Origin of the sequence: Enterococcus sp. DIV0174 (assembly GCF_050529065.1) — a bacterium.
In the GTDB taxonomy this organism is placed as follows: domain Bacteria; phylum Bacillota; class Bacilli; order Lactobacillales; family Enterococcaceae; genus Enterococcus_B; species Enterococcus_B thailandicus.
In genome coordinates this window covers 2,175,662-2,199,321 of sequence record NZ_CP172881.1, presented here as the reverse complement: position 1 = coordinate 2,199,321, position 23,660 = coordinate 2,175,662, and the positions used below count along the sequence as shown (strand labels likewise).

At 37.6% G+C, this 23,660-nt stretch carries 20 protein-coding genes; 17 read left to right on the top strand and 3 right to left on the bottom strand.

What is annotated here, in order from left to right; genetic code table 11:
• The first annotated feature begins 80 nt into the window (after nt 1-80).
• The 5 genes from IGJ93_RS10505 to IGJ93_RS10485 all read left to right on the top strand — a co-directional run bounded on the left by IGJ93_RS10505 (nt 81) and on the right by IGJ93_RS10485 (nt 6,561).
• Nucleotides 81-827, top strand: a complete 747-nt coding sequence (locus IGJ93_RS10505) for a class A sortase (RefSeq protein ID WP_071869161.1) — start codon at nt 81-83, stop codon at nt 825-827.
• Between the two features lie 292 nt (nt 828-1,119).
• Nucleotides 1,120-1,962 carry a BglG family transcription antiterminator LicT gene (licT, locus tag IGJ93_RS10500; RefSeq protein WP_270492852.1) on the top strand — a complete coding sequence of 281 codons (843 nt, stop codon included), beginning with the start codon at nt 1,120-1,122 and terminating at the stop codon, nt 1,960-1,962.
• A gap of 130 nt (nt 1,963-2,092) precedes the next feature.
• Nucleotides 2,093-3,949 (top strand): beta-glucoside-specific PTS transporter subunit IIABC, encoded by a 1,857-nt coding sequence (locus IGJ93_RS10495; protein WP_270660226.1) that lies wholly within the window; start codon nt 2,093-2,095, stop codon nt 3,947-3,949.
• 22 nt (nt 3,950-3,971) lie between these two features.
• Complete coding sequence (locus tag IGJ93_RS10490) at nt 3,972-5,414, top strand: glycoside hydrolase family 1 protein (protein WP_071869159.1); 1,443 nt, start codon at nt 3,972-3,974, stop codon at nt 5,412-5,414.
• A 445-nt stretch (nt 5,415-5,859) separates the two neighbouring features.
• Complete coding sequence (locus IGJ93_RS10485) at nt 5,860-6,561, top strand: GntR family transcriptional regulator (RefSeq protein WP_067482686.1); 702 nt, start codon at nt 5,860-5,862, stop codon at nt 6,559-6,561.
• A gap of 114 nt (nt 6,562-6,675) precedes the next feature.
• On the opposite strand, the gene IGJ93_RS10480 is transcribed toward IGJ93_RS10485, so the two are convergent.
• Nucleotides 6,676-8,069 (bottom strand): IS3 family transposase gene (locus IGJ93_RS10480; protein ID WP_095803321.1). Its coding sequence is split into 2 segments (ribosomal slippage): nt 6,676-7,529 and nt 7,529-8,069, totalling 1,395 coding nucleotides; the frame shifts between segments, so codons are not numbered across the junction.
• Nucleotides 8,070-8,245: 176 nt separating this feature from the next.
• On the opposite strand from IGJ93_RS10480, the gene IGJ93_RS10475 reads away from it, so the two are divergent.
• From IGJ93_RS10475 to IGJ93_RS10445, 7 genes are all read left to right on the top strand, one after another.
• Entirely contained in the window at nt 8,246-9,589 is a 1,344-nt protein-coding gene (locus tag IGJ93_RS10475) for a PTS sugar transporter subunit IIC (RefSeq protein WP_067482684.1), read from the top strand.
• A 70-nt stretch (nt 9,590-9,659) separates the two neighbouring features.
• Nucleotides 9,660-9,923, top strand: a complete 264-nt coding sequence (locus tag IGJ93_RS10470) for a hypothetical protein (protein WP_067482682.1) — start codon at nt 9,660-9,662, stop codon at nt 9,921-9,923.
• Complete coding sequence (locus tag IGJ93_RS10465; RefSeq protein ID WP_071868833.1) at nt 9,920-11,008, top strand: DUF871 domain-containing protein; 1,089 nt, start codon at nt 9,920-9,922, stop codon at nt 11,006-11,008. Before IGJ93_RS10470 ends, IGJ93_RS10465 begins: the two co-directional genes overlap by 4 nt.
• A 9-nt stretch (nt 11,009-11,017) precedes the next feature.
• Complete coding sequence (locus IGJ93_RS10460; protein WP_067482678.1) at nt 11,018-12,130, top strand: amidohydrolase/deacetylase family metallohydrolase; 1,113 nt, start codon at nt 11,018-11,020, stop codon at nt 12,128-12,130.
• Nucleotides 12,114-13,208: a DgaE family pyridoxal phosphate-dependent ammonia lyase gene (locus IGJ93_RS10455; protein ID WP_067482676.1), complete on the top strand. Its 1,095-nt coding sequence runs from the start codon at nt 12,114-12,116 to the stop codon at nt 13,206-13,208. Before IGJ93_RS10460 ends, IGJ93_RS10455 begins: the two co-directional genes overlap by 17 nt.
• A gap of 24 nt (nt 13,209-13,232) precedes the next feature.
• The gene (gene dagF, locus IGJ93_RS10450; RefSeq protein ID WP_071868834.1) at nt 13,233-13,973 is read left to right on the top strand and encodes a 2-dehydro-3-deoxy-phosphogluconate aldolase; all 741 of its coding nucleotides are present in this window, start codon (nt 13,233-13,235) and stop codon (nt 13,971-13,973) included.
• A gap of 10 nt (nt 13,974-13,983) precedes the next feature.
• Nucleotides 13,984-14,991, top strand: a complete 1,008-nt coding sequence (locus IGJ93_RS10445) for a sugar kinase (RefSeq protein WP_067483112.1) — start codon at nt 13,984-13,986, stop codon at nt 14,989-14,991.
• Between the two features lie 582 nt (nt 14,992-15,573).
• Here IGJ93_RS10445 and IGJ93_RS10440 read toward each other — a convergent pair.
• Nucleotides 15,574-16,344: a hypothetical protein gene (locus IGJ93_RS10440; protein WP_075491997.1), complete on the bottom strand. Its 771-nt coding sequence runs from the start codon at nt 16,342-16,344 to the stop codon at nt 15,574-15,576.
• Nucleotides 16,345-16,502: 158 nt separating this feature from the next.
• Between IGJ93_RS10440 and IGJ93_RS10435 the strand changes: the two genes are divergently transcribed.
• Together IGJ93_RS10435 and mnmA are read left to right on the top strand one after the other, a co-directional pair.
• Nucleotides 16,503-17,114, top strand: coding sequence for a metallophosphoesterase family protein (locus IGJ93_RS10435; protein WP_071868836.1), 612 nt, complete (start codon nt 16,503-16,505; stop codon nt 17,112-17,114).
• A 185-nt stretch (nt 17,115-17,299) separates the two neighbouring features.
• Complete coding sequence (gene mnmA, locus IGJ93_RS10430) at nt 17,300-18,421, top strand: tRNA 2-thiouridine(34) synthase MnmA (protein ID WP_067482668.1); 1,122 nt, start codon at nt 17,300-17,302, stop codon at nt 18,419-18,421.
• A 480-nt stretch (nt 18,422-18,901) separates the two neighbouring features.
• On the opposite strand, the gene IGJ93_RS10425 is transcribed toward mnmA, so the two are convergent.
• Complete coding sequence (locus tag IGJ93_RS10425; RefSeq protein WP_071868837.1) at nt 18,902-20,200, bottom strand: multidrug efflux MFS transporter; 1,299 nt, start codon at nt 20,198-20,200, stop codon at nt 18,902-18,904.
• A 151-nt stretch (nt 20,201-20,351) separates the two neighbouring features.
• Between IGJ93_RS10425 and IGJ93_RS10420 the strand changes: the two genes are divergently transcribed.
• The 3 genes from IGJ93_RS10420 to IGJ93_RS10410 all read left to right on the top strand — a co-directional run bounded on the left by IGJ93_RS10420 (nt 20,352) and on the right by IGJ93_RS10410 (nt 23,445).
• Nucleotides 20,352-20,933, top strand: a complete 582-nt coding sequence (locus IGJ93_RS10420; protein WP_071868838.1) for a TetR/AcrR family transcriptional regulator — start codon at nt 20,352-20,354, stop codon at nt 20,931-20,933.
• Between the two features lie 129 nt (nt 20,934-21,062).
• The gene (locus IGJ93_RS10415; protein ID WP_067482663.1) at nt 21,063-21,440 is read left to right on the top strand and encodes a DUF1033 family protein; all 378 of its coding nucleotides are present in this window, start codon (nt 21,063-21,065) and stop codon (nt 21,438-21,440) included.
• The gene (locus IGJ93_RS10410) at nt 21,373-23,445 is read left to right on the top strand and encodes a DNA topoisomerase III (RefSeq protein WP_285701583.1); all 2,073 of its coding nucleotides are present in this window, start codon (nt 21,373-21,375) and stop codon (nt 23,443-23,445) included. The genes IGJ93_RS10415 and IGJ93_RS10410 overlap by 68 nt, the downstream gene beginning before the upstream one ends.
• Nucleotides 23,446-23,660 lie beyond the last annotated feature (215 nt).

Genomic DNA, 23,660 nt, shown 5'->3' with positions numbered 1-23,660 from the left:
AGTTACGCTTGAATGATAGACAGAAGTAGGGACATCCATTAAAATGAAGAAAATATGGTGTGGAAAGAGGAGGTCGTACAATGGCGACTGACAACAACACGAATAAAGAGAAAAAAGGAAAACGCGTGAGACGTTGGCTAATGAATTTACTTTTGCTGTTACTCTTACTAGTAGGAATTGCTTTAATTTTTAATGAACAAATCAAAGATTTTTTTGTTAAGAATACTGGTGATCAATACGCGATAGCTAATGTAACTAAAGAAGATTTGCAAAAAAACAACGAACGAGAAACAACGTTTGATTTTGATGCAGTTGAACCAATGAGTTCTGAACGTGTGATTCGAGCAGAGGCCAGTTCTGAAAGTAAGGATCTGCCAGTGATTGCTAGTGTCGCAGTTCCATCTGTATCAATCAACTTACCAATTTTTAAGGGACTTTCAAATACAGCGTTATTGTATGGTGCAGGAACTTTATCACCTGATCAACAAATGGGAAAAGGAAATTATGCGCTGGCTAGTCACCGCTCAACCAATCCAGAGCTATTGTTCACTCCTTTAGAAAATCTATCAATGGGTGCTACAATCTATTTGACTGATTTAGAGAATGTGTACACGTATAAAGCTTTTTTCAAAGAAAAAGTAGCACCAACAGAAACTGAGTTATTAGATGTAGTGGACGGTAAAGAAATCGTGACCCTGATTACTTGTGGAGATAATAATGCAGTAACTCGCTTAGTTGTACAAGGCGCATTAGAAAAAGTAACACCGATAAAAGATGCAACAGATGAAATGAAACAAGCCTTTAACTTAGAAACAAAAACTTTTTAGTACGAAATTTCATAAAAAGTGTGAGCGCTGCTGGAGAATAGAAAGGCCTAGAAACTGAGAACTAAAGGTTCTCAGTTTTTTTATTTTAATAGTTGTCAACAGTTAACAATAGAAGAAAGCCAAAACAAAAAATAAAAAAACTTGGAAGGGGTTGCAAAGAAGAAAAGAAAGTGTTATCATAAATTCAGTTAAGAAATGGATTGTTACTGCTTAGCAGGCAAAACCAGAATTCAGCTGAGGATTTACAGGCGAATTCTAGGTTTTTTTTATTTTTTGGAAAGGGGAAGACGAGATGATTATTGAAAAAGTGTTGAATAATAATGTCGTCATTTCGAAAAATGAATTAGGTGAAGAAATTGTCTACATGGGTAAAGGACTGGCGTTTCAAAAGAAGCCCGGCGATTCGATTTCACCTGAAGCAATCCAAAAAGAGTTTGTACTCAAGGATTCTTTTTCAAGAAACCAATTTCAACAGCTGATGGCTGACATTCCCTCTGAGGAAGTCGAGCTAGTAAAGCAAATCGTTGATTTAGCGGAAGAAAAATTAGCTGTGAACTTTTCACCAAATATTTATTTAACACTAACGGATCACGTTCATTATGCAATTGGACGAGCAAAAGAAAAAATTCAATTGCCAAATCCGTTATTATTTGAAACAAAAAAGTTTTATCCTAAAGAGTATCAGATTGCTAAAGAAGCCTTGCATTTTCTTGAAGAAAAGACTGCTATTGAATTCCCTGAAGATGAAGCTGGATTTATCGCTTTTCATTTTGTGAATAGCCAGCAAGGAAATGGTGATATGCAAGTGACAATGACTGCGACAACCATGGTACGTGATATCTTGAGCATTATTAGTAAATTTTTCGGTGTCGTTTTTGATGAAGAATCATTGAATTATCAACGAATTATCACACATCTACAATTTTTTGCACAGCGTTACCTAAAAGGTGAGAATTCTGACGAAAAAGATGAGTTTCTTTACGCGTTAGTTCAGGGAAAATACCCACAAGCCTTTCGTTGTGTGCAACGAATTAATGATTATTTAGTTCATACGCAGCAGCAAGAGATGGAAGTTGCAGAACAAATTTATTTGACGATTCACATTCAACGTGTAGTGAATGAAAAACAGATCTAATCATAAGGGTTGTTACTGTCAGGCAGGCAAAACCTAGATTGAAAATATGGACACGAGCAAGCAGCTGGTGACCGTTTTTTCAATCTAGGTTTTTTATTTTATCAAAATTTAGTAGAAAGAAGGAAGAAAAATGGATAACAAAGCAGTTGGCAAACGTGTATGGGAAGCAGTTGGGGGGCAAAAAAATGTCAACAGTCTGGTTCATTGCGCAACACGATTACGTTTTAAATTAAAAGATGAATCTATTGCAGACACAGAAAAATTGAAGAGTGATCCAGATGTGATTCAGGTTGTTCAAAGTGGCGGTCAGTATCAAGTGGTGATTGGCAGTAATGTGGCTGATGTCTATCAAGCAATTGTGGATGAAGAAGGCTTGGCGGATCAACCAACAGAGGAAGAAAAATCAGGTAATTTGTTAAGTAAGTTTATTGATATCATCTCAAGTATTTTTACACCATTTTTAGGTGCAATGGCAGCAGCGGGGGTTTTAAAAGGATTTCTATCTTTGGCAACTGTTCTTGGCTGGCTAGCTGCAGATAGTGGGGCTTATCAGATTTTGTTTGCAGCGGCTGATGGCGTATTCACATTTTTACCAGTAATGTTGGCTTTTACAGCAGCTAAGAAATTTAAAACGAATCAATTTTTAGCAGTAGCTATTGCAATGGCACTGGTTTATCCAGCAATCACGGCAGCAGCTGGTGCTGGAACAGCATTAGATTTCTTTGGGCTATCAGTTATTTTATCGCCATCTGGTTATACTTCTTCTGTTATTCCAATTCTTTTGGCTGTTTGGGTCCAAAGTAAGTTTGAACCACTTGTGAAAAAAATTATTCCACAATTTTTACAAATGATTTTGGTTCCTTTAATTATTTTAGTAGTCATGGTTCCTTTGGTTTTCTTAGCTTTAGGACCAATTGGAACAATTGCTGGGAATGCGTTAGGTAGCTTGTTCAACTCAATTTATGACTTTAGTCCAATTGTTGCTGGTTTGATTATGGGAAGCTTTTGGCAAGTATTTGTTATGTTTGGAATGCATTGGGGATTTGTCCCAATTATGTTCTTGAACCTTGATCAATTTGGTTATGATATTTTGATGCCAATGCTATTACCAGCTGTTTTAGCACAAGGGGGTGCAGCATTAGCTGTTGCAGTTCGTTCGAAAGATAGTAAATTACGTTCGTTAGGTATTTCATCCACAATTACTGCGTTATTTGGGATTACAGAACCAACTGTATATGGGGTAACATTACCATTGAAAAAACCGTTTATCGTAGCTTGTGTTTCTGGTGGGATTGGTGGTGCCTTGATCGGTTTTGCAGGCGTAAAATCTTTTGCTAGTGGATTAGTCAGCTTGCTAACGATCCCGTCGTTCATCAGTACAATTGATGGTGTAGAGTCCAATGTAACGATGGCAATCATTGCGACAGGAATTTCTTTCATTCTTGCCTTTGTAGGAACTTTATTGGTTGGATTTGAAGATCCTGCAGAAGAAACAAAGAAGAAAGCCACAGCAGGAGAAACACTTTCTTCTGGTCGTCATAATCTAAAGAGCCCATTGACAGGAAAAGTGTTACCATTAAGTGAAGTGGCCGATCAAGTCTTTTCATCTGGTGCGATGGGAAAAGGAATCGCAATTGAGCCAGAAAAAGGGGAACTTGTTGCACCAGCAGATGGCGAAATTACTACGATTTTCCCAACGGGTCACGCAGTTGGTTTAACAACAACGGATGGTATTGAAATCTTGATGCATATTGGAATGGATACGGTGGAATTAAATGGTACTGGTTTTGAAACGGTCGTAAAACAAGGGGACCAAGTGAAAGCGGGTGACCTGTTAGTAAAATTTGATATTGAGGCAATTCATGCTGCGGGTTACAGTACCGTGACACCAATTGTAATTACGAATACCGATCAATTTGCTGATGTTTTAGAACTAGATCAAAAAGAAATTATCTCGAATGAAGATTTTCTAGCAATCGTAAAATAAAGACACTAGGAGGATATAAGTGATGACAACACGTTTTTCAAAAGAGTTTTTATGGGGAGGCGCAACAGCCGCCAATCAATTAGAAGGTGCATTTGATCGTGATGGCAAAGGTTTATCCGTTGCCGATGCAATGCCGGGTGGAAAGCAACGATTTGCGATTATCGGTAGTGAGGACTTTGACTGGACAATTGATGAAGAAACATATATTTATCCAAATCACCGAGGAATCGAACATTATGACCGTTTTAAAGAAGACATTGCTTTATTTGCTGAAATGAACTTTAAATGTTATCGTTTCTCAATTGCTTGGTCACGAATTTTTCCTCAAGGAGACGAGTTGACGCCAAATGAAGCAGGTTTACGCTTTTACGATCAGTTGATTGATGAATGTTTGAAGTATGGTATTGAGCCTGTGATTACGATTTCTCATTATGAAATGCCGTTGAACTTAGCTAAAAAATATGGTGGCTGGAAAAACCGCGAATTGATTACGTTTTATGAACGATTCGCAGAAACAGTGTTGACTCGTTACCACGAAAAAGTAAAATACTGGATGACGTTCAATGAAATCAATTCAGCTTTCCATTTTCCTGCTTTAAGCCAAGGCTTAGTCCAAAGCAATGGGGCAGCAGATTATCAAAATATTTTTCAGGCGTGGCACAATCAATTTGTTGCTAGCAGTAAAGCAGTGAAGATTGCGCATGAATTACGTTCAGATATTGAAGTTGGATGCATGATTATTTATGCGACCACTTATAGTATTGATGCCAACCCAGTGAATCAGGTTGCAACAATGATCCAAAATCAAGAATTTAATTTCTTTTGTACGGATGTGCAAGTTCGTGGTGAATACCCTGCATATACCGCTCGAACTTATGCAAAATATGGCGTGGATGCGAGCCTTCTAGAACAAACAGCTGAAGACTTTGAGTTGTTGAAAAGTTATCCTGTAGATTACATTGGCTTTAGCTACTACATGTCTAGCGCAGTTGATGAAGTTAGTCCAGAAGCAGATACATCAATTGGTAATTTATTAGGCGGGGTCAAAAATCCATTCTTAGAAGCAAGTGAGTGGGGTTGGCAAATTGATCCAGATGGCCTTCGAATTGCATTGAACGAATTATATAATCGTTATGAAAAACCACTATTTATTGTAGAAAATGGCTTAGGTGCAATTGATGAAGTAAAGCCAGATGGAACGATTGATGATGATTATCGAATTGATTATTTACGTCGACATATTGATGCAATGGCGGATGCGGTGGCAGATGGTGTTGACTTGATGGGCTATACGCCGTGGGGTTGTATTGATTTAGTGAGTGCTTCTACTGGTGAAATGAGCAAGCGTTATGGATTCATCTATGTTGATTTGGATGATAATGGTGCTGGTACATTGAACCGTTCAAAGAAAAAATCATTTGATTGGTATAAAGAAGTTATTAAGACGAATGGTGAAAGAGCATAAGGTTGTGAAAAAGGTTGTGGCTCCAAGCGGTCAGCTTCGAAAAAATAAAGAGTAACTGACAAAAATAGCTTTCCATATTTTTGGACAGTTATGAATTATTTCGAGGAGCTGCTTGGGGAACACCGTGAAAAAGGTTGTGGCGCAAAACGCTTTGCTCTGAAAAGATAGTGAGCTGACACTCAAAATGGCTTTCCATGTTTTTAGAAAGTTGGGTGTTGATTCTTGAACACCGCAGATAGAAATTGTGATACAAACACTCAACGCTAATTGATAAAAATTTTTCCTAAAATCGCGAAATTACTCAAAAAGAAAAACGGTATCACTGTTGTATATGCAATAAAGAAGTCTGGGAGATCTATTCAATCCCAGGCTTTTATGTTCTTCTTTTTGTATTTTATTTTTTATGTGCTATTCTTTTACTAAGAGTAAAATAAAGGGTGAAACTATGAAGAGAACGCGGGTATTATACTTAGAAGTTGCAGATAAAATTAAAGCAGATATTTTCTCTGGAAAATATCCTGTAGGTTCCATGCTACCGACGGAAAATGAATTAGAAGAAATGTTTCAGGTAAGTAAAATCACTGTGCGTAAGGCAATTGAATTATTAGCTTCTGATGAATATGTGGAAAAGAAAAGTGGGCGTGGCACAACGGTTTTAAGTAATCGTCCATATAATCGTTTATCTAAAGCAGCAAGTTTTACGCAAATTTTAGAAAACTCACAACATGAAGTACGCAAAGAAACTTTAGAGCTTACCCCAATTGATTTGGCAGAAGAAGATCCATTATTTTCTTCTTTTGGAAATCAAGCGGTACGATTTAAGCGATTGTATTATCTCAACGAAAAGCCATATATTTATTTTGTGCATTATTTGCCAAAAGCAGTTACTGAGCTAGAGGAAAAAATGTTCCATCAAGAATCTTTATATCGTTTGTTAACGCAAAAAGGTTATGCAATTGATCAATTTTCGGATGATTTTTCTGCGGTATTTTTAAGCAAAGAAGAACAAGCAATCTTGAAAACAACTGAACCGCTAGGAATGAAACGAATCAGACGTTCATTGACAGAAGACGGTCAGCTAGTTGAGTATTCAGAAGCTATCTATCACACGGCTTTACATCCTTATCATATTGACTATGAAACGTAAGGAAGCTGAACCGAAAAGTAAGAAGGCACATCAAAAAGAAAAGGTGGGAGGACAATGAAGTGAGACCCAATAGTTAGACCACATACCGACTAGAAAATCTGGTCGGTATTTTTATTATGCTGTTATTCGTTCTCGATACTGAACTGGGCTACAGCCAAGCCTCGTCTTAATTCGACGATGGTTGTAGTAATCAATCCAATCCTCAATTGCTTTTTTTAAGCTTTCAAGACTGGTATATTCAACACCATGATACATTTCTTGCTTTAATAAACCGAAGAAGTTTTCTATCAGTGAGTTGTCCAAACAGTTTCCCTTTCGGGACATGCTTTGAAAAATATTCTTATTTGATAATGGTTTTCTATATTGCTTCAACTGGTAAGCCCAACCTTGGTCAGAGTGGAATGTCCGACGATATGGACAATCTGCGGTGTAGTCAATCGCTTCTTTTTGAGCCTCAAGAATGGCCTTTAACGTTGGTGTCTCTGAAATTCGGTAAGACAAAATTTCCCCATTAAACATATCAAGGAACGGGTTAAGGTACAGTTTTTTGATTACGATTCCCTTCGTATTGTCCCTTTCGTAATACTTAAATTCAGAGGTATCTGTAGTGATTTTTTGATGTGGAACCGATGTATAAAAACGGCGATGAATACGATTTTTCGCCACTTGTCCAACCGTTCCTTTGTAAGAACAGTACTTACGAGATTTTCGTGTGAACTTCGCGCATTTCAGTCCAAGCTTACACATCAATCGGCGGATTTTCTTTTGGTTCACTTTTAGTCCACGCTCATTCAAGACAATTTGAATCCGACGATAGCCATAATTGCCATTGTTTTCTTCGAAAATTTCTGTAATCATTTTTTCTAATGCGGCGTCTGGATTTTCACGGTCAAAGCGCTGTTGCCAATACATATACGTTGCTTTAGGAAATTTCGTCGCTTCAAGGAGAATCCCTAATCGGAACTCTTTTCGGAGTTCGTGGATGATTCGTGCGTCTCGTTCTTGAGTCGATCCGGGATAGTCATCCCTAAAGCTCGGAGCTTTTTTATGAAGGCCAGTTCTGCACGAAGCAGTTCATTCTCTCGTTCCAGTTCCTGCTCGCGCGTCAATGGTTTCTTTGGTGTTTTCATCTTCTTTTTCTTTGTCATAGACGGTCTTCCTTTCGGTTTTGGTGAAAGACCTTCCATGCCTTCGCGTAGAAATACTTGATGCCAGTGCTGGAGTAGGTCTCCAGATGGCAATCCATAGTTCAACGCAACATCAAGGTAAGAGTCACCACTAGTCAAATAATAGTGTATGACATCTTGCTTGAATTGAGAAGAATAAGTTTGTTTGCCTTTCCTTCGATTTAGAGCGCTGAAGCCAAGTCGTTCAACAGTTTTTACCCATTTTTTTACAGTTGAATCTGCTGGAATATGAAAGCGACGAGCCAAGATTCCATAGCCACCTTCACCATTCTGATAAGCTTCGACGACGATTCTTTTAAACTCATAATCATATTTGACCACTAAAAAAACCCCTTAAGTTAGATTTTTGGGTCTAACTTAGGGGGCGCACTTCACAATGATTCCACTTTTTCTTTTTTGTATTTTAAAAAGCGTTTACATTATAAAAAATATGTGTTATTCTCTTTGTGTAAACATTATAATGTTATAACAACAAAAGGAACTAGAGGGGGAGCAACATGGATAAATTTGTAGGCATCATTGAGCAAAAGATTATGCCAGTAGCCAATCGAATTGGAACACAACGACACATGACTGCAATCAGAAAGGGAATCATCGCAACAATGCCATTAACGATTGTTGGTTCATTTTTTACTATTTTGTTAAATATTCCGATTGAATCAGTTGCTGCAGTGATTGAACCATACCGAGAAATTTTAGATATTCCATTTCGTTACACCGTTGGGATCTTAGCATTATATGCAACTTTCGGGATTGCTTCATCATTAGCAAAAAGCTACAAAGTCGATTCATTAACAGCCGGAATTTTAGCATTAATGTCATTTTTGATCGTTGCAGCACCACCAACACGTGTATTTGAAGATGTGGATAACGTGATTGGTGCAGGACGCTATATCAATATTGCTAATTTAGGTTCAGGGTCATTATTTGGTGCAATCGTAACTGCAATTATTTCTGTAGAAATTTATCGCTTTTTTATTGAAAAGAAAATTACCATCAAAATGCCAGATGGCGTGCCACCTGAAGTCACCAATTCATTTGTCGCTTTGATCCCAGGTGCAGTAATCTTGATTTTCTTCTGGGTTATTCGTCATATGCTAGGATTCGATTTGAATGGATTCTTAAGTCAAATTTTGATGCCTCTAAAAGGAATTTTAGCTGGAAATAGCTTGTTTGGTGGTTTACTAACTGTTTTCTTAATCTGCTTCTTCTGGGTTTTAGGGATTCATGGGCCAGCAATCATGGGACCTGTTATCCGTCCGTTTTGGGATATTTCAATTGCTGAAAACATTGATGCATTCAATGCTGGAGCAAGTGCACAAAACATGCCAAATATTTTCACAGAACAATTTTTACAATGGTTCATTTGGATTGGTGGCGCTGGAACAACCCTTGCTTTAGTCGTGTTGTTCATGTTCTCAAAATCAAAATATTTGAAGAGTTTAGGACGATTATCCATTCTCCCTGGCTTATTTAACATCAATGAACCAGTGATTTTCGGGGCTCCAATCGTGATGAATCCTGTTTTAGGTATTCCATTTATCGTAGCACCGTTGATTACAACAACTTTATCTTATGTCTTAACAATCAGCGGAGTTGTACCGATGATGGTCGCACGCTTACCATTTGCAATGCCTGCACCAATCGCTGCTTGGATGAGCACGAATTGGAGCGTAGCCGCAGGAATCTTAGTTGTGGTGAACTTCTTCATTACGTTAGGAATTTACTATCCATTCTTTAAAGTATTTGAAAAACAACAGCTAGCAAGAGAAGCTGAAGAACAGGCACAAGAACAAGCAACACAAGAAGTATTGAATACTGGGATCACGCAAGAACAATAAACAACGAAGGGCGGGATGCAGTCCTGCCCTTTATTGAATTGAATCAGTAAAAGTGAATGGTGGTGAAAAAATGGAACTGATCGTTGGCATAGTTGTGTTAATTGCAGCACATACTTATTTGGAAAAAAGAGGATTACCTCCAAAAATGGAGCAGATGAAATTACGTTATTTTCTAGTTATTGCAATCATTGGTATTTCAACTGTGATTATTTTGAGTGGACTTTTTGCTGGTTTACACCAACTTGTAGGAATTGTGACCATTCTTTTTGCCACAAGTATTGCTTATAAGTACCGAAAAAAATTTGAAAAAATGGAACGAGGAGAAGAAGTATGAAGAGAGTTTTAGGTATTTCAGTTTATCCAGACCACAGTGATAGTGAGACAGATCGTGCTTATATTGAACTGGCACATCGTTATGGTTTCCGTCGAATTTTTATGAGTATGTTAGAAATCAATGAAGATAGTGAAGTTGTCAAAGAAAAATTCAAAAATTTGATTTTTTTCGCCAAATCACTTGGTTACGAAACGATTTTAGATGTTGCACCAACGATTTTTGAACAGCTTGGCATTTCGTATGATGATTTGAGTTTTTTCAACGAATTAGGTGCGGATGGCATTCGTTTAGATTTAGGTTTTGATGGAAATAAGGAAGCAATGCTAACATACAATCCTTATGAATTAGCAATCGAATTAAATATGAGTAATGATGTTGCTTACTTAGATAACATTTTGACTTATCAAGCAAATACACCATTTTTATATGGTTGTCATAATTTTTATCCCCAAGAAGGCACGGCTTTACCTTTTGAATTTTTTGAAAAATGTAGCCAACGCTTTAAACGTCAAGGTATTCGCACAGCGGCATTCATTACTTCACAAGTTGGAGAAATTGGCCCTTGGGACATCAACGATGGGTTACCAACATTAGAAATGCATCGCCATTTACCTGTTGATGTTGCTGCAAAACATTTATTTGCGACAGACTTGATTGATGACGTTATTATCGGAAATGCATATGCTTCAGAAGAAGAGCTAGAAGCTTTAGGCAAGATTGATCGTTATCAAACTGTTTTTGCGATTGAATTTGTACCAGAAGTAAATGAAGTAGAGCGTCAAATCGTATTGAATGAGCAACATGTTCGTCGTGGAGATATTACCAACCAAGTGATTCGTTCAACTGAAGTACGAAAAAAATATAAAAATGTAGACAATCCTGTCCATGATGCAAGTTTTGAATTTCAGGTGGGTGACGTTGTGATTGGCAATGATCAATTTGGCAAATACAAAAATGAACTTCAAGTCGTTTTAGAGCCTCATAGTGATTCAAGAAAAAATAAAGTAGGAACAATTCGTGAAGAAGAGCTTATTTTATTGCCATTTATTCATCCTTGGTCAAAATTTAAATTTATTGAAAAGTAGGGTGTCGCCATGTTTGATTTAGTAATAAAAAATGCAAAAGAACTTAAAGGTCCGTCCTTTGAAATTGGTATTGAAAATGGGAAAATCAGCCAAATTGCACCCAAAATTACGGGAGAGACAAAAGAAACGTTGACCTTATCCTCACAGCAATATTTATCAGCTGGCTGGATTGATGATCATGTACATTGTTTTGAAGAAATGACGCTTTATTATGATTATCCGGATAAAATTGGCGTTGAAAAAGGTGTGACGACCGTTATTGATGCCGGAACAACTGGCGCAGAAAATATCGAAACGTTTTATCGTTACGCCAAGCAAGCAAAAACGAATGTCTATGCGCTACTGAATATCTCTAAATGGGGAATTGTCACGCAAGATGAGTTAGCTGATTTAAGTAAAGTGCAAGAAACATTAGTGAAACAAAAAATGAATGAACTTCCTGAATTCATTGTTGGAATCAAGGCACGAATGAGTAAAACTGTGGTAGGAAAAAATGGCATCACACCACTAGATTTAGCTAAAAAAATCCAAAATGAGAATCAGCATCTACCTTTAATGGTTCATATTGGTTCTGCGCCACCAGAATTAGCCGAAGTTTTAGCTAGAATGGAAAAGGGAGATGTCTTGACTCACTGTTTCAATGGAAAAAGTAATGGTATCCTTGATTCAGAAACAAATGAAATCAAATTGATTGCTAAAGAAGCCTTTGCGAAAGGAATCATTTTTGATATTGGTCATGGGACAGATAGTTTCAATTTTCATGTGGCAGAAGTCGCAAAACAAGCAAATATCAAAGCATCATCAATTAGTACGGATATCTATATTCGTAATCGTGAAAATGGACCAGTTTATGATTTAGCAACCACGATGGAAAAGTTACATGTCGTTGGTTATTCTTGGGAAGAAATTATTGAAAAAGTAACAAAGGCACCTGCGGAAAACTTTCATCTAGCCAATAAAGGGCAGTTGAAAGAACGATTTGATGCAGATTTAACGATTTTTGAATTTTTAGAAGAACCAAAAGTGTTAACAGATTCCAATGGTTTTACTCGGACGACGGATAGTCAGATCAAACCAGTCAAAACCATTATTGGAGGGGAAATTTATGACTGTCAGTTATGAAAAATTTCACTTAAAAGAAGTCATCAACGCTTCTGGAAAAATGACCATTCTAGGTGTATCAAAGGTTTCAGAAAAAGTGCTGGAAGCGCAGCGTTTTGGCGGTGAACACTTTTTTGAAATGAGTGAATTAGTGAAAGAAACAGGGAGCTACTTGGCTGGGCTACTTCAAGTCGAAGATACTCAAATCGTTTCGAGTGCCTCAGCTGGAATTGCACAGTCAGTTGCTGGCATTATTGGGCAAGGAAGTGCCTATCACGTGTATCACCCTTATACCAAAAAAATCACCAAGCGAGAAATCATTTTACCTAAGGGTCATAATGTGGATTATGGTACGCCTGTTGAAGTGATGGTTGAACAAGGTGGTGGACAAGTTGTCGAGGCAGGATATGCCAATATGTGTACACCTGATCACCTAGAAATGATGATTACGGAAGAAACAGCAGCAATTTTATATATTAAAAGTCATCACACCGTTCAAAAAAGTATGCTGAGTGTCCAAGAAGCTGCAGCAGTGGCACATCAACATGATCTTCCTTTAATTGTTGATGCAGCCGCAGAAGAAGATTTGTTTACTTATAGTCAACTTGGTGCCGACTTAGTAATTTACTCTGGCGCGAAAGCAATTGAAGGCCCTAGTGCTGGCTTAGTGATTGGCAAGAAAACGTATGTGGAATGGGTTCGTTTGCAAAGCAAAGGAATCGGACGTGCGATGAAAATCGGCAAAGATAATTTACTAGGCTTTACTCAAGCCGTTGAGGACTATTTACTTACAGGAAGTGAAACTGGGGAATCAATGAAAAAAAGATTACTTCCTTTTGTTGAGGCGATGAACCAACTACCAAATATTGAAGCAAAAATCGTGCAGGATGGTGCTGGTCGGGATATTTATCGGGCAAGCATCAAAGTTTCAGGTGAAAAGTCAGCTAAAGAAGTGATTACTGAGTTGAAAGAAAAAGATCCTGCCATCTATACAAGAGAATATCAGGCAAACAATGGTGTGATCGAATTTGATATTCGGTCAGTCACAGAAGCCGAAATGAAAAAAATTATTACACGATTAGCAGAAATTTTAAACTAAAACCAATTGATGAGGAGAATGAAGATGTCACTTAGTCCAAATTATTTAGCCGATCGAATTTGTCTAAACGTTTTAGCAAACTCTGTCGAAAATGCAAAAGCATGTTATGAAGCAGCCAATGGTCATATTGTTTTAGGTGTTCTTTCAAAAAATTACGAAACAGATGAAGCAGCAATTACTGATATGAAAAAATATCAAGAAGCAACGAATAATGCTTTGTCCGTTGGTTTGGGTGCGGGCGATCCCAATCAAAGCCAAATGGTCTCAAGACTGTCGGCTGTTTTGCAACCACAACATGTGAACCAAGTATTTACGGGAGTAGGTGCTTCACGAGCATTACTACAACAAGAAGAAACAGTTGTCAATGGTCTTGTGTCACCGACTGGAAAAGTGGGCTATGTCAATATCGCAACTGGGCCATTAAGTTCACAAGCACCTGCAGCTGAAGTACCAATTGAAACAGCTATTCAGTTGTTAAAAGACATGGGCGGGACATCCATTAAATATTTCCCTATGAAGGGACTTGCGCACAAAGAAGAATATCAAGCAGTCGCAAAAGCTTGTGCGGAATTCGCTTTTGCGTTGGAGCCAACTGGTGGCATTGATTTGGCGAATTTCGAAGAGATCGTGCAGATTGCCGTTGATGCTGGTGTGAAAAAAATCATTCCCCATGTTTATAGCTCAATTATTGATTCAGAAACAGGAGATACAAAAGTTGAAGATGTTAAAACGTTATTGGAAATGATGGAGAAGCTGGTGAAGTAAAGTGAAAAAAATGAAGATTGGTGCATATGGTGAAGTGATGTTACGCTTGACGCCCCCTGAACATTTGCAATTGGAACAAACACATACTTTGCGAATGGCGTATACGGGAACAGGTGTGAATCTGGTTGGAAATTTAGCACATTTTGAAATAGAAAGTTATCTGTTGACGGCGTTACCCGATAATCGTTTGGGGAAAGCTGCGTTAGCTAATTTAAAAAGTTTAGGTATTCAAACAGCGTATATCGTTCAACAACATCAACATATTGGTACGTACTTTGCGGAGATGGGATTTGGTGCAAGACCAACCGAAGTGACTTACCAAAACCGAAAAAGTAGTTCGTTTAGTTTGTCTCCAATCGAAGCTTATGACGTGAAACAATTCATTGAGCAAGTGGATATGCTTCATATCTGCGGAATTAGTTTAAGTTTGACTGAAATTACAGCACAAACGGCGATTACGTTGGCAAAAGAGGCACATGCTGCGGGGAAAATCGTTTGTTTTGATTTTAATTTTCGCCCAAGTTTAAACCAAGAACCAGGGAAAAAAGAGCAAATGAAACAGCGTTACGAAGAAATATTGCCTTATTGTACGATAGTTTTTGGTTCCACCCGAGATTTGGTGGAGTTGATGCAATGGAAAACAGAAGTCTCCGTTTCAGAAAATGAAACAGCCTTTATCCAATCCTTTTTAGCACATTATGATATTACGTGGTTTGCTGGTACAAAACGCCAAGTGATTAATCACGAAAAATTTTTGAGCGGTTATTTGATAACGCCGACAGACGCATTTGAAATACCCAAACAACGATTAGAGGTTTTAGATCGGATTGGTGCTGGAGATGCGTATGCCGCAGGAATCCTACTTGGTTTTGCAGAAGGCTGGTCATTGGAAGAAACTGTTGCATTTGCTATTGCCAATGCACGACTTGCGCATGCGATTCAAGGGGATGTACCATTGACAACGCGAAAACAAGTCAAGCAATTATTGGAACATCCAGACACAGATTTGATTCGTTAAGAAAAAGGCTGTGGCTCAAAGTGGTTAGCTTTAAGTAATAAGGAATTTTTTCTAAAAATAGTTTCTCATGTTTTTATGAAAAAAAGACTTATTACCGAAGAAGCTACTTTGTGAACACCGTGAATAAAAGCTGTGGCTCAAAACGCTCAGCTCTAATAAATAAGAATAAATTTTCAGAAATTGCTTCTAAAATTTTTGTGAAATTTATTCTTATTTTGAAGGAGTTACTTCTTGAGTACCGAGGAAAAGGTTGTGGCGCAAAACGTTTAGCTCCGACAAGATAGCGAGCTGGCACTCAAAATAGCCTTTCATATTTTGAAGTGGATGCAAGCTATTGCGAGGAGTTGTTTTGGGAACACCGAGGAAAAAAGGTTGTAGCTCCAAGCGGTCAGCTTCACGCAATAAGAAATTTTTCTAAAAATAGTTCCTCATATTTTTATGAAAAGAGGACTTGTTGCCGAAAAAGCTGATTTGGGAAATATCGCCTATTAAGAAACAGGAGCTATGACAATCATTTTGTCACAGCTCCTGTTTTACTATGTTTGATGCTACTTTTTTTTGTTTGAATTTTTTATCAATTAATTAGTCTACTCTAGTCCATTCATCTAGACTTTTCCCATTCTCATCCAGAATTTCAAGCCAACTGTTTGTCCCGCCAAAGTAAAGGAACAGACTCACTTCATTGACACTTTTCAAAATAATATCAGCAGTTGTTTTATTACCAGAAATGTTTTCTTGATGATCGGCACGTAATTTGTCACCATACTTTGCGGCGTAACTCACGGAACCGTCTTTATTAAGCGGAGCTTCCTCCATCATAATAGCGCCTTTTTTAACTAGCATTTCATTTCGACTTTTCCAATAAAGGGTGGCTTTACTGCCACGAAAATGAACAGTGAATGGAATCTCACTGACTTCTTTTGTCCAACGATGACGTGCTTTGGCTGGTTTCTTTTTCTTTGTTTCTGCTGGCAAGAAGAAGTAACCGATTGTTGTCAGTATACGCAAAAATTGTTCGCGTGTTTCCTCGATTTTCGGTAAAACATTTGTAGGGATCTGCTTGGCAATTTCTTCTGGTTTCGAAATGGTTAAGTTGTTTTCTTCTGCGAGTACTAAAAAGGAGTGACTTAAATAATTTGCTTCTATTTCCCAAGGGAGCGTTACCAAAATAAGCGTATCGAAGTCTTTAGGTACGGAATCAATTCCAACACAGTGGCGATTTTGGAAGTATAATTCAAAAGAGTTGTCCATAGGTTCTACTTTCTTAGTTGAAATGGTTAAGGTTCCTTGGCTCTCAGCTAACTCGATAATTGTTTGGTCTGGTTTGATTGTTCCAGTAAATGAGATTGTCATAATGTTTTCCCTTCTCTCTCGTTTAGTTTAAGCAATAGCTACGTTCAGTTTAGCATGAATGAAAAACAACTTCCCTTTATTTGGCTTTAACTTTAGTGATTTTAGCAAAAGAACGCTAAAATAAAGAGAACTTGATAAGTTTAGAAAGAGGCGAGAACATGAATTATTTTATTAGTGATCTTCATTTTTTTCATGAGGCTCTATTAGGACAAAATGATTTTGCTCCACGTTTATTTAAAACAGTTGATGAAATGAATGCTCAACTTATCGATAGCTGGAATGCTATTGTAAAAGAGCAAGATACCGTTTATCACTTAGGTGATCTTGCCATGCATCCTCAGTATGAAAAGGGGAGTCAGGAAATACTTGAACAAGTGAAACAACTAAATGGGGAAATCCATTTTATTAAAGGCAACCATGATAGCCGTGCCTTTTTTCGTTATTTAGAAAAAAATGATCCTGGAATGATGAATCAAGACAAGAAGTTTTATTTTCATGATGTCGGTGCAATCGTTAAATTTAATCACCATCAATATTACTTAACGCATTATCCTTTATTGTTGGGGCAAAATGATGCCGTTCGTAATTTGCACGGTCACATCCATAATTATAGTGTTCCAATCGGCAATGATGTAAATGTGGGTGTAGATGCGCCGGAAAGGAAATTATTAGCCAAAACCTTACCATTCGGATCGCCATTATCAGAAGCAAACATTGATGAAATTTTTCAAGCAAAGCAAGAAGAATTAGCAAAAATTAACCGATTATGAACAAACTTCATCTTATATAAAACGGTGATTTTTTGGTTATAAATTATTGAAATTATTTTTGGTAAAATCTTAAGAACAAAGAGATGAAATTTTCAAAAAAATGACGTATAATGGAAAGCACTGAAAAGTTGCGACCTTCAACTCGTAGATGTTTCAGAAAATCTAATTGAAATGATGGTGATAGTATGACAGACAACAGCAAAACACGCGTTGTCGTAGGGATGAGTGGCGGAGTTGACTCATCAGTAACAGCACTTTTACTAAAGGAACAAGGGTATGATGTCGTTGGTATCTTCATGAAAAATTGGGACGATACTGACGAAAATGGCGTATGTACAGCGACGGAAGACTACAAAGATGTTGCAAAAGTTGCAGCGCAAATTGGAATTCCTTATTACTCTGTGAATTTTGAAAAAGAATATTGGGATCGAGTGTTTGAATATTTCTTAGCAGAATACCGTGCAGGACGGACACCAAATCCAGATGTGATGTGTAATAAAGAAATCAAGTTTAAGGCATTTTTAGATTACGCAATGGATTTAGGTGCAGAATATGTAGCAACTGGGCATTATGCACAAGTTTCTCGTGATGAAAATGGTGTGGTTCACATGCTTCGTGGTGTGGACAATAACAAGGATCAAACCTATTTCTTGAGCCAATTGTCACAAGAACAATTAGCAAAAACAATGTTCCCACTAGGCGGTATGGAAAAATCAGAAGTACGTGCCATTGCTGAACGTGCTGGCTTAGCGACAGCAAAGAAAAAAGACTCAACTGGGATCTGTTTTATTGGAGAAAAGAATTTCAAACAATTTTTAAGCAATTACTTACCAGCAAAAAAAGGAAACATGGTGACGCTTGATGGTGAAGTCATGGGACAACATGCTGGTTTAATGTATTACACAATCGGTCAACGCCAAGGATTAGGAATTGGTGGTGGCGGAAAGACACAAGAACCATGGTTTGTTGTTGGAAAAGACTTAACAACAAACACGTTATATGTTGGACAAGGATTTAATCATCCTGCCTTGTATGCAACAAGTCTTGAAGCAAGTGAAATTCATTTCACAACCAACAATGAAATGCCGAAAGAATTCAAATGCACAGCGAAATTCCGTTATCGTCAACAAGATGTTCCTGTAACGGTTCGCTTACTTCCTGGAAATCGTGCAGAAGTCATTTTTGATGAACCAGTACGTGCGATCACACCAGGGCAAGCAGTTGTCTTTTATGATGGAATGGAATGTTTGGGTGGCGGTTTAATTGATAATGCCTTCCAAGAAGCAAAAGTGTTGCAATATATCTAAAGGTTGCGGCCCAAATCGTTTAACTCCGAGAAGATAAGGAGTGATGTTCAAAAACAGTTGCCATCGTTTGGAACAATCAAGAGTTATCACAAGGAGTTGATTTGAGAGCACCGAATATCAAAGGTTGCGGCCCAAATCGTTTAACTCCGAGAAGATAAGGAGTGATGTTCAAAAACAGTTGTCATCGTTTGGAACAATCAAGAGTTATCACAAGGAGTTGATTTGAGAGCACCGAATATCAAAGGTTGCAGCCCAAATCGTTTAACTCCGAGAAGATAAGGAATGATGTTCAAAAGCAGTTGTCATCGTTTAGAACAAACATTAATGATTATTTTAAGTAACGCAAGTAACAAAAAATAAATAAAAAAATAGCTGCTCCTAATTGGGAGTAGCTATTTTTTTATTTACTAGCAGATAAGTTAAGAGAAATTGGTGTAAAAAAGGCTGGCTGACATGGCAACCAACCTTTTCATTTTTTAGTTAATGTAATTGTTTTTTTTTCAAAGAATGCTCTGTTAATGCTGAATCATCTAAAGAAACTGACTTTTCAACAACGGGTTCATGGATTTCTTGTGTATTATGACGGACTAATAAAAAATTAACCATAACGAGTAACGAGGTTGAGAGAAACACGCCCCGATAACCAAAAGCACTTGAAACGCTTGAACCAATCATTGGACCAATCACATTCCCTGTCGCTTGGAAAGATTGATTGTAACTAAAAATTCTACCAGCAGCGTGATGTGGTGAATATTTCGTGATCAATGCTTGAACCGCTGGAAGAAGACAAGCATCCGAGATCCCAACTAAAAAACGCAAACCAGCAAGCTGCCAAACATTTGTGACAAATGCCATTGGAATATAAACTAAGACGGCAAAGCCTAAGCCGATTGCTAGAATTCGTTCACTACCGATTCGATCACCAAGCCGTCCAAAACGAGGTGCTGCAATCAAAGTTGCTATCCCAGGAATCGATGCAATAATTCCGCTAACTAAAGTCACGTCTCCATGTCCATTCAATAACTGACGAATATACAAACTAATGATTGGACTAATTGAATTATTAGATGCTTGGATAATCATTGTAGTGATAAACATTCCCAAGACAACTTGAGGATACTTAAGCTCTCGAAAAATTTGTTTAGCAGAAACCATGTTTTCTTTTTTCACAGGTATAAATTCTTCATGAACAAAAAATAGACTAAGTAGAAAAACCAAAAATAAAATAATTCCAGTAATGAAAAATGTTGGACGATAGCCAAAGGTTGAAGCAGAAATACCACCTAACAGCGGACCGAGTAATGTTCCAGTAACTGATCCAGTAGCCAGTGTTCCAAGAACTTGACCACTTTTTTCTTTAGGAGTACCTGTCGCAACGAGAGCGGTGGCATTACTGATGTAGCCCGAAAAGATACCTTGCAAAAGACGTAAGCCAACAAGTTGATAAACATTGCTGACGCAACCCATTAAGGCAATCACAACTGCCATCCCAAGAGAAGCACGTAACAGCATCAATTTTCGCCCTTTTTGATCGGCAAGTTTTCCCCACCATGGGGAGATAATCGTCGTTACCAAAAAAGTAGAAGAAAAGGTTAAGCCACTCCAAAAATTCAACTGAGCGGTACTATAATGACCTAACGTATCTATGTAAAGTGACATAAATGGCATGACCAGACTGAACCCAATACCAGCCATAAAAGTTCCAAACCATAAAACGAGTAGATTGCGTTCCCAAACTTCTCTTCTTCTAAATATTTTTCTTTTTATTTCCGTAGTCAAGCAAAATCCTTCTTTCTGAAAATTTTCATCTACAGTCGATTATTATAAACTACAACTTGTAGTTTATCAACAAAACTTCCTTTTTTATCCGAGTTTTTCATGTTAAACTATGAATGTTAAGGATTTTTTTACTTATGAGGAGATTAAAGAAATGAAAAAGAGAAATCTGTCTCAAGAAAAAATCATCGACTGTTTTCGTGAGTTAGCAGAAGAAATGGATGTGCAACAACTTACTTTTCAACATTTAGCAAAACGTTTAGACATCAAGTCGCCTTCACTCTATAACTATTTTAAAAATATTCGTGAGGTGAAAACGGCGTTGACTGCGCAGCTTTTACGTGAACTGAATGACCAATTGTTACGAGCATTAGTTGGGAAAAGTGGTGCTGAGGCACTCCGAATATACGCAAAAACTTATCAAGAATTTGCTTTTGCCAATCGCGCAGTCTATGAGTTATTGATTAGTATTCCCCACACGAATGAAGAAATTTTACTCGATGGGATCCATGAAACGAATCAAATCATCTTGCAGATTTTTGAAGTATTTGAATTAACAAATGAAGAAAAAGTTCATCGCAGCCGTGAGCTAAGAAGTCTGATCCATGGGTATTTATCTTTACGTTTTTTAGGCTATTTTACTCGTGAACCACAAGTGGATCCAGAAGAAAGCTATCGCTGGATGATTGAAGATTTTATTGCGACATTGTCATCTAAAAAAGGTTTGGATAAATGAAAATTAAAATAGATTGATTTTCGTAAGAGTGATTTCTTGCAACTTTTTTGAAAAGTGACTAAGATGTAGCTATTGTGAAACGAGCAGAACAAAATGCTTACGTCTAAGTTGAAAAGAGGGAACGCAAATATGTATCAAGTAATAACCATGTTTGGTGATAATGAGCCATGGTGGTTTTTCGAGAATTGGGAAGAAGATATTCAAGATGAGAAAATCTTTGATTCTTTTGAAGAAGCCAAAGCTGAGTATGAAAAACAATGGATCGCAATCCATCAAAAATATGAATATATCAATGCGAAGAGCAACTTTCTAAGCGCCTTTTGGAATGAAGGAGAAGAGCGCTGGTGTGAAGAATGTGATGATGATCTCCAACAATATAAAGGTTTAGCTTTATTAAAAGAAAATCAACCACTCAGCGTAGAAAGTGGAAAGGAATTTTATGAAACAACTAATTCTAGCGGAAAAACCAAGCGTTGCCAAAGACCTAAGCAAGGTGCTTGGAGCTAATCAAAAACATAAAAATTATTACGAAGGACCCAAGGTGATTGTGACCTGGGCCCTTGGTCATTTATTGGGACTGAAAATGCCAGAAGACTTGAACAAAGAATGGCAGAGTTGGCAGATGGAAACATTACCGATGATTCCCAAAAATCTAGGAATCAAACCACTACCAAAAACTGGGCATCAATTAAAGGCAATCAAGCAATTAGCAACCCGAAAAGATGTGGATGAAGTTGTCATTGCAACGGATGCTGGAAGAGAAGGCGAGTTAGTCGCGCGCTGGATTTTAGAATACGTACATTTTAATAAACCAGTAAAACGTTTATGGATTTCTTCTCAAACAGATAAAGCAATCAAAGATGGATTTAAGCACCTCAAGCCAGCCAAAGAATACGATGCACTTTATGCGTCTGCTTTGGCAAGAGCAAAAGCAGACTGGTTAGTCGGTTTAAATGTGACACGAGCATTGACGGTTAAATATCAGGATAATTTATCTGCAGGCCGTGTGCAAACACCAACTTTAGCTTTAGTACGTGATCAAGAAAAGAAGATTGAACAATTTCGACCACAGACTTATTTTACAATCCATTTAGCGGTTGCTAACGAACAAGCGAAAATGATTCAAAAAAATCAATTTGCGTTGAAAAAAATAGAAGAAGCACAAGCACTTGTGAAAACATTAAGTCAGTCGAATGGTACGGTAACAGAGATTCAAGAAAAGCTAAAGACTGAACCTGCTCCGTTGCCTTATGATTTGACAGAAATCCAGCGTGAAGCGAACCAACGACATGGTTATTCAGCGAAAAAAACATTAAGTTTAGTTCAAAGTTTGTATGAAACACACAAAATCGTGACTTATCCGCGTACAGATAGTAAGTATTTGACAAATGATATGAAAAGCACGATGAAAGAGCGTCTACAAGCTGTTAGTGATTTTGCACCAGAAGTGAAACTTTACTTGAAAAATGGCGCAGTGGTGAAACAAACAAAAGTTTTTCAAGATAGCAAAGTAACTGATCATCATGCGCTGTTACCAACGGAAAATCGTCCACGTTATGAAAAATTGAGCAACGAGGAACAAAAAATTTATCAAATGATCGTCACACGTTTCTTAACGTTATTTGCTGAACCACATAAAGTGAGCCAGACAAAAATCACCGTAAATTTTGGAAAAGAAATATTTGTTTTTCGTCAAAATCGAGTGGTTCAAGCTGGCTGGAAGAAATCAGCGGAAGAAACGGTTAACGAAGTTGAATGGAAAAAAGGGCAGCGCATTACGCCAAACTTTACTATCAAAAAAGAACTTTCTGCACCGCCAAAGCCATTAACTGAAGCAAGTTTACTTGGATTTATGGAGAAGTATAGTTTGGGCACACCAGCGACTCGTGCGGAGATTATTGAAAAATTGATTAAATCAGAATTAATGGAGCGGACACCAGCTGGTCTACAAGTTTCGCCGAAAGGTAAGCAATTACTTGAGTTAGTTAATCCTTCATTAGTTACACCGGAATTGACTGAAAGTTGGGAAAAAGATCTGGAAGCCATTGCCGCAGGAAAAAAACAGGCGGGTCAATTTTTACAAGGAATTGAAAAGGAAACGAAACGTTTAGTTCAAGAAATCAAAACAAGCAAGCAATCTTATCAAGATTTTTCAATTACACAAAAGAAATGTCCTGAATGTGGTTCAAATTTACGAGAAAAAAATACGCGTGACGGTAAAATCTATGTCTGTACGAATGCGGACTGTAGTTATCGTCGACGAAAAGATCCTAAGGTGTCGAACCATCGTTGCCCACAATGTCATCGAAAAATGGAAATCATTGAGGGGAAAAATGGCGCTTATTTCCGTTGTAAATATGATGGAACGACAGAAAAAATGTTAGGGAAAAAAGAGCAAAAGAAAAAGATGACGAAGCATGAAGAGCGTCGTCTGATGAAAAAATATTCACAGCCGGAAGAGCCGGAAGAAAGTCCTTTGGCAGCTGCTTTAAAAGCTGCGATGAAAGAGTAGTAGAAAAAGGATGTGGTGCAAAACGCTTAGCTCCGACAAGATAGTGAGCAAACACGCAAAATAGCTTTTCATATTTTGCCGTGGATGCAAATTATCTGGAGGAGTTGTTTTAGGAACACCGTGAATAAAGGATGTGGCGCAAAGCGTGTAGCTTCAAGCAATAAGGAGTTTTTTCTAAAAATAGTTTCTCATGTTTTTATGAAAAAAGACTTATT

What these genes read in the sequence shown, in the direction of transcription:
- IGJ93_RS10490 (WP_071869159.1), top strand. Translation starts at nt 3,972, where the DNA reads ATGACAACACGTTTTTCAAAAGAGTTTTTATGGGGAGGCGCAACAGCC.
- licT (WP_270492852.1), top strand. Translation starts at nt 1,120, where the DNA reads ATGATTATTGAAAAAGTGTTGAATAATAATGTCGTCATTTCGAAAAAT.
- IGJ93_RS10415 (WP_067482663.1), top strand. Translation starts at nt 21,063, where the DNA reads ATGTATCAAGTAATAACCATGTTTGGTGATAATGAGCCATGGTGGTTT.
- IGJ93_RS10485 (WP_067482686.1), top strand. Translation starts at nt 5,860, where the DNA reads ATGAAGAGAACGCGGGTATTATACTTAGAAGTTGCAGATAAAATTAAA.
- IGJ93_RS10455 (WP_067482676.1), top strand. Translation starts at nt 12,114, where the DNA reads ATGACTGTCAGTTATGAAAAATTTCACTTAAAAGAAGTCATCAACGCT.
- mnmA (WP_067482668.1), top strand. Translation starts at nt 17,300, where the DNA reads ATGACAGACAACAGCAAAACACGCGTTGTCGTAGGGATGAGTGGCGGA.
- IGJ93_RS10410 (WP_285701583.1), top strand. Translation starts at nt 21,373, where the DNA reads ATGAAACAACTAATTCTAGCGGAAAAACCAAGCGTTGCCAAAGACCTA.
- IGJ93_RS10505 (WP_071869161.1), top strand. Translation starts at nt 81, where the DNA reads ATGGCGACTGACAACAACACGAATAAAGAGAAAAAAGGAAAACGCGTG.
- IGJ93_RS10470 (WP_067482682.1), top strand. Translation starts at nt 9,660, where the DNA reads ATGGAACTGATCGTTGGCATAGTTGTGTTAATTGCAGCACATACTTAT.
- IGJ93_RS10460 (WP_067482678.1), top strand. Translation starts at nt 11,018, where the DNA reads ATGTTTGATTTAGTAATAAAAAATGCAAAAGAACTTAAAGGTCCGTCC.
- IGJ93_RS10445 (WP_067483112.1), top strand. Translation starts at nt 13,984, where the DNA reads ATGAAGATTGGTGCATATGGTGAAGTGATGTTACGCTTGACGCCCCCT.
- IGJ93_RS10475 (WP_067482684.1), top strand. Translation starts at nt 8,246, where the DNA reads ATGGATAAATTTGTAGGCATCATTGAGCAAAAGATTATGCCAGTAGCC.
- IGJ93_RS10495 (WP_270660226.1), top strand. Translation starts at nt 2,093, where the DNA reads ATGGATAACAAAGCAGTTGGCAAACGTGTATGGGAAGCAGTTGGGGGG.
- IGJ93_RS10440 (WP_075491997.1), bottom strand. Translation starts at nt 16,344, where the DNA reads ATGACAATCTCATTTACTGGAACAATCAAACCAGACCAAACAATTATC.
- IGJ93_RS10435 (WP_071868836.1), top strand. Translation starts at nt 16,503, where the DNA reads ATGAATTATTTTATTAGTGATCTTCATTTTTTTCATGAGGCTCTATTA.
- dagF (WP_071868834.1), top strand. Translation starts at nt 13,233, where the DNA reads ATGTCACTTAGTCCAAATTATTTAGCCGATCGAATTTGTCTAAACGTT.
- IGJ93_RS10465 (WP_071868833.1), top strand. Translation starts at nt 9,920, where the DNA reads ATGAAGAGAGTTTTAGGTATTTCAGTTTATCCAGACCACAGTGATAGT.
- IGJ93_RS10420 (WP_071868838.1), top strand. Translation starts at nt 20,352, where the DNA reads ATGAAAAAGAGAAATCTGTCTCAAGAAAAAATCATCGACTGTTTTCGT.